Raw genomic sequence first — 12,015 nt, forward strand, 5'->3', positions numbered from 1 at the left:
GACGGATCAGGCGCGGTCGGCGAGGGCGGGGTAGTCGATGTAGCCGGCTTCGCCGCCGCCGTAGAAGGTGGCGTGGTCGCCCTCGGCCAGCTCCGCCCCGGTGCGGAAGCGCTCCGGCAGGTCGGGGTTGGAGATGAAGGGGCGGCCGAAGGCGACCAGGTCGGCGTTGCCGGAGGCCAGGATCTCCTCCGCGCTGTCCCGGTCGAAGTCGCCGTTGGTGATGATGGTGCCCGAGTACGCCGAGCGGGCCAGTGCCGTCGGTCCGCCGACGTGGATGAGCCCCTGCGGCGGCGTCGTCTGGGACGTCTCGACGACGTGCAGGTAGGCCAGCCCGTACTCGTCGAGCGCCTTGATCGCGTGGTGGAACGTCTCGGCCGGGTCGTCGTCGTGCATGTCGCCGAAGGTGCCGCCGGGGGACAGGCGCACGCCGACGTGCTCGGCGTCCCACGCCTCGATGACTGCTTCGGTGATCTCCTGCAGCAGGCGAACCCGGTTGGTCACCGATCCGCCGTAGGCGTCGGTGCGCTTGTTGGTCCCGGTCTGCAGGAACTGGTCGATCAGGTAGCCGTTCGCGCCGTGGATCTCGACGCCGTCGAAACCGGCCGCGCGGGCTTGCCGCGCCGCGTGGCGGAATTCCTCGACGATGCCGGGGATCTCGTCGGTCTCCAGCGCCCGCGGGGTCGGGATCGGCTGCGGCCCGTCGGGGGTGAAGATGTCCAGGTCCGGCGCGATGGCGGACGGCGCGACCGGAGTCTGCCCGTGGACCGAGGGGTGGCCGGAGCGCCCCACGTGCCACAGCTGCGCGAAGATGCGCCCACCGGCTTCGTGAACCGCGTCGGTGACCAGGCGCCACCCGTCCCGCTGCTCGTCGGTGTAGATGCCGGGCGTGTACGGGTAGCCCGCGCCGAGCTCGCTGACCTGGGTGGCCTCGCCGATGATCAGCCCGGCGCTCGCGCGCTGCGCGTAGTAGCGCGCGTTCAGCTCGGTGGCCACGGTCTCGAAGGACCGGGCGCGGGTCATCGGGGCCATCAGAACGCGGTTGGCCAGCGTGGTGGGGCCGAGCTGGTACTGCTCGAACAGGCGCATGTAGTGCCTTTCCTCTTCGGGGCATGTCGACTGCGTGCCGCCGCACGTGCGGCATCGACCGGGGACGTTGTTCCGGATTCAGCCGGGCGGACGTGATCCTCCACCAGTCGACGAACGGGAACGGGGGAGAATTCCCGAGCCCTGACCGAAGCGAAGCTGGTCGGCGCCCTGCCCTGCGAAAACTTCGTCCAGCGGTGACTTTTCCCACGAGGAGCGCCGGGCCGCTTCACCGGCCCGCTTCCTCGTGGAGGGCGAGGAAGGCGCGCAGCGGCGCGGCGGGCGCAGGGGTGCGGCGCCACGCGAGGGCCTTCTCGTACGGGATGGCCGGGGACAAGGCGACCGCGGTCACGCTGTCGTCGACCACCTCGGCGGCGGGGGTGAGGGCGATCCCGGCCCCGGCCGCGGCGAGCGCGATCTGAAGTGCGACGTCGTTCGCGGTGTAGGCGGGGCGGAAGGCGGTACCGGCGGTGTCGAAGGCCTCCTCCAGGTGGGGGCGCAATCCGCTGTCGGAGCCGTAGCCGATCAGCGGGGTGTCGGCCAGGGCGGCCAAAGAGATCCTGCCCGCCTCCGCGGCGGGATGGTCGTGGGGGACGACGGCCACGATCTCGTCCCGCAGGAGGGTCCGGAACTCGAGGTCGTCCGGCGACTGCCGGGGACGGGCTACGACGGCGGCGTCCAGGGCACCGGTGCGGACTTGGGACAGCAGCGGGCCGCTCGTGCCGCTGACGAGGCGGACCGATACGCCGGGGTAGCGGCGGTGGAACGCGCCGAGCACGTCCGGCAGCGCGGTGATGTGGGCGCCGTCGACGGTGCCGACTCCGAGGTCTCCGGTGAGCAGGCCGGAACGAGCGGCGAACTCGGCTTGAGCCGCCGCTACCGCGGACAGCGCTGCGCGGGCGTGCGGCAGCAGCGCCTCTCCTGCCGGGGACAGCCGCACCGAGCGGGGCTCGCGGTAGAACAGCGCCTCGCCGAGCTCGCGTTCCAAGCCGCGGATCTGCTGGCTGATCGCCGGTTGCGCGACGTGGCAGCGAGCGGCGGCGCGGGTGAAGGACGCCTCCTCGGCGACCGCGACGAAGTATTCCAGGATGCGGAGTTCCACGAGCCACCAAGCTATCACGCGTGCTTATAGAGAACCTATGAAGAAGATATTTTACTTATCCGATGGCACCTGGTCGCCCGGATGAACGGCGCGGCTCCGGCGACCCGTCCGATCGTCGGCGACCCCGCCGACGACCCGGTGTACCCCGACGCGGACGCCCGGGAGTTCTTCCTGGGCAGCGCGGCGCTCGGACCGGCATGGCGCAACGAGGTCACTGTCCGCACCGGGGAGTGGAGCAGGGTGTACGACGCCAGCGCGTACGTCGAGCTGGTCAGCCCCCGGCCGCTGCTCATGGTCGTCGCTGCGGACGACACCCTGTCCGGCACGGATCTCCAGTTGGCGGCTTACGAGCGGGCACTGGAACCCAAGTGGTTGCGCATCCTGCCCGGCGGACATTTCGCCCCCTGCGTCGAGCAGTTCGAAGCATCGTCGTCGGAAGCGGCCGAGTTCCTCGCCCAACACCTGTGACGGTCCGTCGCCGCTCGTGCGGACGAGGACGATCGGGGTCAGCGAGCGGGCCAGGGGCGGGCGTCCCGCAGCAGTCCGAGCATCCCGGAGACGAGCCGCATCTGCTCCACCGTCCGGATGTCGGCCTCCAGCAGCCGCGGGCTGCACACCAGCACCGCCACCGACTGCGCTCGCGACAGCGCCACGTTCAACCTGTTGCGGGACAACAGGAAATCCAGCCCGCGGGGCAGGTCGATCGCGGACGAGGACGTCATCGTCGTCACCACGACCGGGGCTTCCTGGCCTTGGAACCGGTCCACCGTGCCGACGCGCACGTCGCCGAAACCGGCGTCGGCCAGCGCGCGGGTGACCGTCCGCGCCTGCAGGTTGTACGGCGCCACCACGAGGAAGTCCTCGTCCGCCAGCGGGCGGCCCTGCCACGTGCGCCCGTGCAGGTCCGCGATCACCGACACGACCTGCGCCGCTTCCTCGACCGACCGCGTGGTGTTCCCGCGGTGCTCCACCGACGCGAGGTACAGCCCGGAGGCGAAGCCGTCGACCGAACGGTCCGCGGACGGGTGCGAGTGCAGCAAACCCGCGTACGACAACCGGGAAACCGGCGCGCACACGGCCGGGTGCATGCGCCGCGTCTGGTCCAGGAAGTAGCCCAGCTCGGGCGGCATGATGTCCGCGTCGCCGATCAGGTGCCCCAGCGCCGACGCCTCCGCGCCCGCCGGGTGCGTGCCCTGCACGACCTGCGGCAGCTGCTGGGGATCGCCCAGCAGCACCACGTTCTTCGCGCACATCGACACGGCCAGCGCGTCCGCGAGCGCGAACTGCCCGGCCTCGTCGATCACCAGCACGTCGAACGGTTCCTCGCGCACGGCGGCGTTCGCGAACGTCCACGCGGTGCCGCCGACGAGGTGCCCGTCGTTGTGCTCCTCGCGCCACTTCGCCAACGCGTTGTTCGTCTTCGGCTGCTCCCACGGCAGCTCGGGATCCGGCGTCCGGCGCGGCCGTTTCGCGCACGCCATCGACGGTGCGTTGCGGAGCGCGGCGGACAGCACGTTCTCCACGGCCTTGTGGCTGTTGGACGTCACACCGACCGTCCGCCCGGACCGCACGAGGTGCGCGATCAGCTTGCCCGCCAAGTACGTCTTCCCCGCTCCGGGCGGGCCCTGCACCGCGAGCACCGACCCGTCGAGCGCGTCGACCGCCTCGATCGCGGTGGCCACCGTGTCCGCACCGGGTGCGGGCAGCGCGCCGCCGCGCAACCGCGGGATCCGGCGCAGCAGGTCCACGCCCGGATGAGCGGGCAGCTCGGGGAGCGCTTCCCCGACCAGCCGGGCCAGGTCGGCCACGGCCTCGTCCTTCGGCGCGGGCCGCACCGGGCTGCCCGGCAGGACCGCGACCGGTCGCTCGTCCGACGTGCTGTCCGGCGCGCTGCTCTCCTCCAACGTCAGCTCGACCGCCGACGCCGCCACGACTTTCGCGTCCCGCGCGTCGGCGCCGTACCGCAGCCGCACGCCGTCCCCGACCGCGAACGGATGCGGCCGGTCCGGGTCGCACGCCACCGTGAGCGTGCGCTTGGCCGTGCGCTGCCGCCCCGACGGCGGAACCCACTCGCCCGCGGACACCGACACCGGCACCGCGCAGGTCGTGTCCACCTCCAGGTCGCCGACCGGTGCGGCGAGCTGCCGGAAGAACTCCCACCACGCCGGGTTCGTCTCGCGCCGGTGGTAACCGACGGAGGCGGCGAGCAGCGCGCGGGCGTGGTCGTCCGGGGTGAAGTCGGCGGGATCGTCGGGCAGGCCGTCGAGCAGCGGGTCGACCAGCGCCGCCAGGGCAGCCGCGCGTTCGGCCCGGCGCAGCGCGGCCTCTTCCTCCTCCGCCTCCCGCAGCAGGGCGTCCACTTCGGACTCCGGCTCCGGGGTCGCGAGCTCGATGCCCGCTTCCTCGCGGACGCGGTGCAGGAATTCCAGCAGCCGCAACGTGGACACGCAGTCGTACTCGTTGTAGTCGGCGATGCCGCGCAGCACCTCGTCGGCCTCTTCGACCTCACCGGCCTTGGTGAGCGTCAGGTAGTCCTCGTACGCCTCGATGCTCGACGCGGCCGTCTTCACGTCGCCGTCGCGGGCGTCCGGCATGTACAGCGGTTCGAGGTACTTGATCGAGTACGACCGCTGGCCGACGCGCAACGCCTTGCGCACCACGGCGTACAGGTCGACCATCCGGCCGCTGCGCAGCAGCTCGTCCACGGCTTCCTCGCGCGTTCCGTGCACCGCGGCGAGCCGTTTGACGGCCGTGACCTCGTACGGCGCGTAGTGGAAGATGTGCGCGTCCGGATCGTCGGCGAGCCGGGCGGTGGCGAAGTCGATGAACTCCTCGAAGGCGCGCTTCTCCTGCGGACGCGTGTGCGCCCAGAACGGCGTGAAGCGGGCGTCGGGCGTGACCGCGCCGAACAGGTACTCCAGCCCGGTTCCGGCGAGCGCGTACGGGTCGCCCTCCATGTCGAAGAAGATGTCGCCCGGGCTCGGCGGCGGCAGCTCGGCCAGCGCCGACGGGTCGATGATCTCGTAGGCCAATTCCCCGGTTTCGTCCTGCCGCACCTGGATCGCGGCCTGCGCGCGCAAGGTCGCGAACGTGCCCGCCGACATGTCGCGCGGCCGGTCCGCCGGCTCGGCGGTGGCGAGCGCGTCGATCGTGCCGAGCCCGGCCGTCACGAGCTTGCGCCGCTGTTCGCCGCGCATGCCCGCGACCAGCGACAGGTCCCGGTCCGCTTCGCGCGCGGACGAGCAGTGGTCGGCGAAGCCGCAGCCGGTGCAGGCGGGGCGCTCGTCGGCCCACATGCGTTCCGGCAGCCGCGGCGGCCGAGTGGTGAGCCGGTCGCGGAGGCGGTCGAGCAGCGGCAGGAAGTCGTCGACGCGCAGGCTGCGCGTGGTGCCGTCACCGAGCAGCAGGTGCATCTCCGGCCCGGCCGGCCAACCGGCCCGGCGCAACGCGTCGGCGTAGGCGGTGAGCTGCACGACCGCGGAGGGCTTCGCGTGCCGCGCGAGCTTCGTGTCGTAGACCTCGTAGCGGCCCTGGTCGTCGCGGAGCAGGAAGTCGGCGCGGCCGGAGAACTCGCCGTCGTGGAAGACGGCCTGGTAGACCACCGGTGCGCCCGCCCGCAGCGCTTCCTCGGTGGCCTTCGCGGCGGTGACCGGGTCGCGCTCGTCGATCTCGACCACGGTCTTGCGCTCGCCGCGGAGCCGTTCGAGCGCGGCCGCCTCGTGCGCGTGACCGTGCTTGACGGCCAGCCGGTCGGGCCCGGAGCCCGGGCGCGGCGCGCCGGGCAGCCCCGCCGCCAACGCTTGCTTGAGGATGCTGCGGTGTTCGCATTCGAGCAGGTCGGCGAGGTCGGACGGGGTATGCATCGCCAGGCAGTCTTCCATGCGCGCCCGTCCTGGCCGCCGCCCCGGGTGCCGACACGCCGAGGCTCGCGGCACACGCCCACCGCTGCGCGGGAACGGCCCCCGATTCAGCAGCGAGTCGGTCGGCACCCGACCGCAGCCGCGTCCCACCGGCGCGGTTGGCCGAGTGCCGACGGTTGGGATGGTCAGCGGTGCTGCAGCATCATGCCCGCGCCTGCGATGCCGAGCACGCCTACGACGGCTCCGCTGATCACGTTGCTGATCACGACGGGCATCGTCGCGACGGCACCGCTGATGACCCAGGGCGTGATGATCGTCCACACCCCGAGCACCGGGATCAGCCACGCGGCACCGTGGAGCCGGCCGAAGGCCGAAGCGCAGCCGATGCCCAGCCCGGCAACGGTCAGGCCGATGATCAGGTTGTTGACCGCGAGCGTGCTCATGCCCGCGAAGCCGACGATCCACGGCGACAGCGCGACGTACAGCCCGGCCAGGACGGTCAAGGAGTACGTGGTCTGCGCGAGGGGAGTCTCGGCGACTTGGTCGTAGCGGGCCCGCAGCTCCGCGAGATCGGGATGCCGTGCGATGGGAACTTGCTGACTTGTCATGGCGCACCTCCCCGACGCTGTGGTGCTACATCCAGGTTGACATGCGGATTTGCGCTATGCAAGTCTTGCTGCTGTGAAGTCTGCGTCGGACGCCGGGACGTGCGACTCGAACGCGATCAGCGCGTTCGAGACGGCCACGCGCATGCTGGTGGGACTGGCGTCCCGGAGCCTGGCGGGCGAACCGGTGACCCTCCCGCAGTTCCGGTTGCTCGCGGCCCTGGCGGAACAGGGGCCACTCCCGTCCTCGCGTGCCGCGGCGGCGCTGGGGTTGAACGCGTCCTCGGTGACGCGCCTCGGAGACCGGTTGGCGCTCGGCGGGCTGATCTCCCGCACCCGCGAACCGGACAAACGCAGCGTCGTCACGCTCGCCCTCACTCCCGCAGGCGACCAGCTGGTCCAACGCGTACGCGCGTCCCGGCGCGACACCCTCGCCCGCCTGCTGGCGCAGCTCGACCCGCGCGAGGTCGACACGGCCGCGAAGACCTTGCAGCACCTGGCGGCGCTCGCGGCCGACGACGAGGAGCTGGGTGACCACCTGACCCCCTACTCGCACGGCTGATCAGCCGCTCCTCGGGTTGGGAGCAACTTGGTCTTGGGCAAGGGGTTTCGGCCGGTGCGGCACCGATTCCGTTGAGCGGCAGCGCGCCTGGCTCTCAGCAACAGCGCGTCTTCGGGTTCGACTCCATCCGGTCGGTCTTCATCCGCTCGAACTCGCGCCGGGACGGCGGTGTGCGGTCCGGGTGACGTGCGCGCAGGTGATCGACGTAGCGCTGGTAGTCGTTCTCGCCGACCACTTCGCGGACGTACCAGATCGCCCTGCGCGCGGCTCGGCGCAGCGCCCCGGCCACTCGGCGGCCGGGGCGTGCAGCGCGGTCGGTGCCGGTCAACCCGACCCCACCCGTTCGGTTCCGGTCGACTCGTACTCCTTCCAGCGCTGTGCCAGCGCCTTCTCCTCGGCCGTGGTGATCAGTCCCGCTGGTTCGAACACCTTCGACGGTTCGGCGGGGTGCTCGGTGTCGTCGATCGCGCCGCCGCGGATGGCTGCCATCGAGCGCCGCGCGGCGTCGACGAGCACGATCACGATCAGGACCGCGAAGACTATGGACAGCGTGCCTTGCACGAACGTGTTGTAGACGACCTGTTCCATCTGCTCGACGTTCTTGGCCTGGCCCATCGACGTCTTCCCGGCGGCCAGCGCGTCCCGGTACGCGTTGTGCTGCGCCCAATAACCGATGGACGGGTTGCCGCTGAAGATCTTCTGCCAGCTCGCGGTGAGGGTGACCACCGCGTCCCACACCAGCGGGATGCCCGGGACCCACACCCACCGCACGCGACCGGTCTTGCACATGATCGTCACGCACACCGCCAGCGCGACGGCGGCCAGCAGCTGGTTGGCGATGCCGAACAGCGGGAACAGCGTGTTGATGCCGCCGAGCGGATCGGTGACGCCCATCAGCAGGATCGATCCCCACGCCGCGACGATCAGCGCGCTCGTCACGATCGAACCGGTCTTCCACGACGTGTCGCGGAACTTCGGGATCAGGTTGCCGAGGGTGTCCTGCAGCATGAACCGGCCGACGCGGGTCCCGGCGTCCACAGTGGTCAGGATGAACAACGCCTCGAACATGATCGCGAAGTGGTACCAGAACGCCTTCAGCGCGGCACCGCCGAACACGGCGCCGAGGATCTCCGAGATGCCCACCGCCAGCGTCGGCGCACCGCCGGTGCGCGACACCAAGGTCTTCTCCTCGACGGCCGCGGCGGCCTGGCTCAGCGCCTCGGGCGTGATGGACACCCCGGGCAGACCCAGTCCGTTGACGAAGGTGGCCGCGCCTTGCGCGGTGCCACCGGTCGACGTGGCCGCCGAGTTCATCGCGAAGTACAGCCCCTGGTCGATCACGCTCGCCGCGACCAGGGCCATGATCGCCACGAACGACTCGGTGAGCATGGCGCCGTAGCCGATCAGCCGGACCTGCCGCTCCTTCGTCACCAGCTTCGGCGTGGTGCCCGAGGAGATCAGCGCGTGGAAACCGGAGAGCGCACCGCAGGCGATCGTGATGAACACGAACGGGAACAGCGAACCGGAGAAGGCCGGACCCTTGCCGTTGAAGGCGAACTCGGTGAAGGCGGGCATCACCGTGCTCGGCAGCGTGATCAGGATGCCGACCGCCAGCAGCGCGATCGTGCCGACCTTCATGAAGGTGGACAGGTAGTCGCGCGGGGCGAGGAGCATCCACACGGGAAGCACGGAGGCGAGGAAGCCGTAGCCGATCAGGCACCAGACCAGCGCGACCTCGCTGAGCGTGAAGACACCGGCCAGCGGTGAGGCGGCCACCCAACCGCCCGCGACGATGGCCAGCACCAGCAGCGCGCACCCGATGACGCTGACCTCGATGATCCGGCCCGGCCGCAGGTAGCGCAGGTACAACCCCATGAACAGGGCGATCGGGATGGTCATCGCGATGGAGAACACGCCCCACGGCGACTTGGCCAGCGCGTTGACCACCACCAGCGCCAGCACCGCCAGCAGGATGATCATGATCGCGAGCACGGCGACCAGGGCGGCCACGCCGCCGACCGGCCCGATCTCGTCGCGCGCCATCTGACCGAGGGAACGGCCGTTGCGGCGCATCGAGAAGAACAGCACCAGCAGGTCCTGCACCGCGCCGGCGAAGATGACGCCGACGATGACCCAAAACACTCACGAGACGGAGGCAGCCGCCACGGAGCCCGATCAGGCGGACTCTGCGACTGAGTCGCGCTGGCGGCGGTTCGCCCCCGACAGGGTGGTCAGCATCTTGTCGATGATGTCGGCGCCCTTGTTCTCGAGGATCGAGTCGATCTGCAGCATTCGCGCTACCAGGGGTTTGCAGAACGGGATCTTCGCCAGCATCGACGCCAGCTTGCGGATCCGGATCTCCAGCCGGCTGTCCGCGACGAACAGTTTGCGCTGCTCAGCGGCCTTGTCCAGGTAGAAGTCGATGTAGGGGCGCAGCGAGCGCTCCCACTCCGCCAGGGCGGTTTCGACGTCGTCGTGCTGTTCCAGCGCAGTGCCCAGCAGATCCGCACCCATCAGGCCAGAAGACGCGCCCATTCCGGTGTAGAGCGTGACGCACCAAGCGGAATCGCCGACGAGGACGACCCGGCCGCGGTGCCAGGAGTCCATGCGGACCTGCTCCACCGAGTCGAACACCGCCTGATCGCTGGCCTCGAACTCGGCGATAGCACTGGTCAGGGACTCGCCCAGCGGTTCCGGCCCGAAGGCGGCGCGAAGGCGTTCCGCCGGTGGCCGGCTGAACTCCGCGTCCACGTCGTCGGTCTTGTACGTCAGCAGCGTCGTGGGGTTGTGGTCGGAGAACGCGAAGATCCACATGGATCTGCCGGGTTCGAGCATGGTGGCGCTCTGGCCTTCGACGAGACCCGGTGGCGTGTTCTGGCACTCGAACGCGGCGATCATGTACCCGAGCCGCTGCAGGTAGTCCTCGTGCGGCCCGAAGACCAGCGACCGGACCGTCGACCTCACGCCGTCCGCGCCGACGACCAGGTCGAACCGCTCTGTCGTCTCCGCGCCCGACGCAGTGTCGAGCAGCGTCACGTCGACGCCGTCGGCGTCCTGCTCGATCGCCGTCGGCACCGTCGAGAACCGGACCTCGACGTCGTCCGGCAGCGCCGCGTGAGCCGCCTGCTCGACGTCGCCGCGCAGCATCAGCCAGGGATCGCCCAGCAGATCCGAGAACGACGCGCTCGCGCTCGCGCCGCCGCGCCGATCGATGTCCAGGTTGTCCTTCGACCCGGCGCGGTCGTGCATGTGCTCGAGGATCCCCAACCTCTTGGCAGCCTCGTGACCAGCGCCGAACAACACGATGAAGTACCCGCCGGACCGCCGCTGCGCCGCTCGTTCGACGATCACCGGCGTCCAACCGGCCGCGCGTAATCGCGCCGCGGTGGCGGTACCGCTCACTCCCATTCCGACTACGAGCACTCGGCCCGCGCTTCCCTCTCCCATGCCCGGAAGCTAACGGATCGATCACGTCGATCGAAAGGGAAACTGATCAACTTATCACTCCCCCACCGGGTGATTCGCGGCATACCCCCTTAACCCGTTGTGCCTGGTCAGCGAGGTACCGCCGTTCGGGGGCACTGGTCGTATGCCGAGCCGCATCGCGGTACGCCGCAACGGATTCCGCGTGCCGACCGAGCTTTTCGAGCAGGTGCGCGCGCGTGGCCAGGAGGCGGTGGTGGCGGGCCATGCGCTTTTCCCGGGCCAGTGCTTCCAGCAGTTCGAGCGCAGCTTCCGGGCCGTGGACCTCGGCGACCGCGACCGCTCGGTTGAGCGCGACCACCGGGTTCGGCCCGAACTGCGCCAAGATGTCGTACAGGGCGAGGACCTGCGGCCAGTCCGTGCTTTTCGCGTCCGGCGCTTCGTCGTGCACTGCCGCGATCGCGGCTTGCAGCTGGTACGGGCCGACCTCGCCGCGCGGCAGGGTGCGGCTGATCAGCTCGATGCCCTCCGCGATCAACGCGCTGTCCCAACTGGTCCTGTCCTGTTCCGCCAGCGGGATCAGCTCGCCGTGCGGTCCGGTGCGCGCCGGACGACGTGCGTCGGTGAGCAGCATCAGAGCGAGCAGACCTGCGGTTTCGGCGTCGTCGGGCACCAAGCGGTGCAGCATCTGGGCGAGGCGGATCGCTTCGGTGGACAGTTCCGGTGCGGTCAGGTCGGATCCGCCCGTGGTCGTGTACCCCTCGTTGAAGATCAGGTACAGCACGTGCCGCACCTCGGCGAGCCGCCCGTCGCGCGCTTCCTCCGGCATCGCAAGGCTTTCGCCCCGGATGCTCTGCTTGGCGCGGCTGATGCGCTGCGCCATCGTCGCTTCCGGCACCAGGAACGCGGCGGCGATCTGCGCCGTGGTCAGGCCGCCGACCGCGCGCAAGGTCAGCGCGATCTTGCTCGGTGCGGACAGGACCGGGTGGCAGCAGTGGAAGAGCAGCTCCAGCGAGTCGTCCTGAGCTTCTGCGGTGCTGAGCAGCTCGGACTGCGGAGTGGTCAAGTCCTCGCGGCGTCGTCGTGCCGCATCGCTGCGGATCTGGTCGACGAGCTTGCGCGACGCGACGGTGACCAGCCACGCGCGCGGGTTGTCCGGCACGCCCTCCGGCCATTGCAACGCCGCTGCGAGCAGCGCCTCCTGCACGGCGTCCTCGCACGAGTCGAAGACGCCGTAGCGGCGGACGAGGGCGGTGAGGACCTGCGGCGCCAGCTCGCGCAGCAAGTCCTCCGTGCGCAAGTCGATGTAGTCCTGGGCGGCTGACAGCGAGATCGCCAGGTACTGACCTCGCGTCGCGCCGGAGATCGCGCTGCGGTCGA

At 70.5% G+C, this 12,015-nt stretch carries 10 protein-coding genes; 2 read left to right on the plus strand and 8 right to left on the minus strand.

The features are described 5' to 3' along the window. Window positions 1–6: 6 nt before the first annotated feature. Window positions 7–1,086, minus strand: coding sequence for an alkene reductase (locus ABTZ89_RS26750; RefSeq protein WP_351049622.1), 1,080 nt, complete (start codon window positions 1,084–1,086; stop codon window positions 7–9). Window positions 1,087–1,312: 226 nt separating this feature from the next. Continuing rightward, a complete protein-coding gene (locus ABTZ89_RS26755; protein WP_351049624.1) occupies window positions 1,313–2,185 on the minus strand; it encodes a LysR family transcriptional regulator in 873 nt (290 codons plus the stop codon). Window positions 2,186–2,266: 81 nt separating this feature from the next. Between ABTZ89_RS26755 and ABTZ89_RS26760 the strand changes: the two genes are divergently transcribed. Then, window positions 2,267–2,653 carry an alpha/beta hydrolase family protein gene (locus tag ABTZ89_RS26760; protein ID WP_351049627.1) on the plus strand — a complete coding sequence of 129 codons (387 nt, stop codon included), beginning with the start codon at window positions 2,267–2,269 and terminating at the stop codon, window positions 2,651–2,653. A 38-nt stretch (window positions 2,654–2,691) separates the two neighbouring features. Here the strand turns inward: ABTZ89_RS26760 and ABTZ89_RS26765 are convergent, their stop codons facing one another. Both ABTZ89_RS26765 and ABTZ89_RS26770 read right to left on the minus strand, forming a co-directional pair. After that, window positions 2,692–6,048 carry a TM0106 family RecB-like putative nuclease gene (locus ABTZ89_RS26765; protein ID WP_351049630.1) on the minus strand — a complete coding sequence of 1,119 codons (3,357 nt, stop codon included), beginning with the start codon at window positions 6,046–6,048 and terminating at the stop codon, window positions 2,692–2,694. A gap of 182 nt (window positions 6,049–6,230) precedes the next feature. Further along, window positions 6,231–6,653, minus strand: a complete 423-nt coding sequence (locus ABTZ89_RS26770) for an SPW repeat protein (RefSeq protein ID WP_351049634.1) — start codon at window positions 6,651–6,653, stop codon at window positions 6,231–6,233. Window positions 6,654–6,726: 73 nt separating this feature from the next. Between ABTZ89_RS26770 and ABTZ89_RS26775 the strand changes: the two genes are divergently transcribed. Beyond that, window positions 6,727–7,212, plus strand: coding sequence for a MarR family winged helix-turn-helix transcriptional regulator (locus ABTZ89_RS26775; protein WP_351049637.1), 486 nt, complete (start codon window positions 6,727–6,729; stop codon window positions 7,210–7,212). 94 nt (window positions 7,213–7,306) lie between these two features. Here ABTZ89_RS26775 and ABTZ89_RS26780 read toward each other — a convergent pair whose 3' ends face one another. From ABTZ89_RS26780 to ABTZ89_RS26795, 4 genes are read right to left on the minus strand one after another with little or no spacing between them, the layout of a single operon-like run. Next, window positions 7,307–7,540, minus strand: a complete 234-nt coding sequence (locus tag ABTZ89_RS26780) for a YbdD/YjiX family protein (RefSeq protein ID WP_351049639.1) — start codon at window positions 7,538–7,540, stop codon at window positions 7,307–7,309. After that, window positions 7,537–9,354 carry a carbon starvation CstA family protein gene (locus ABTZ89_RS26785; protein ID WP_351049642.1) on the minus strand — a complete coding sequence of 606 codons (1,818 nt, stop codon included), beginning with the start codon at window positions 9,352–9,354 and terminating at the stop codon, window positions 7,537–7,539. Before ABTZ89_RS26785 ends, ABTZ89_RS26780 begins: the two co-directional genes overlap by 4 nt. 33 nt (window positions 9,355–9,387) lie before the next feature. After that, window positions 9,388–10,659, minus strand: a complete 1,272-nt coding sequence (locus tag ABTZ89_RS26790) for an FAD-dependent monooxygenase (RefSeq protein ID WP_351049645.1) — start codon at window positions 10,657–10,659, stop codon at window positions 9,388–9,390. A gap of 46 nt (window positions 10,660–10,705) precedes the next feature. Then, window positions 10,706–11,941 (minus strand): RNA polymerase sigma factor, encoded by a 1,236-nt coding sequence (locus tag ABTZ89_RS26795; RefSeq protein WP_502949601.1) that lies wholly within the window; start codon window positions 11,939–11,941, stop codon window positions 10,706–10,708. Window positions 11,942–12,015 lie beyond the last annotated feature (74 nt).

The sequence above is a fragment of the Saccharopolyspora sp. NPDC002686 genome, assembly GCF_040295745.1.
GTDB lineage: Bacteria > Actinomycetota > Actinomycetes > Mycobacteriales > Pseudonocardiaceae > Saccharopolyspora > Saccharopolyspora oryzae.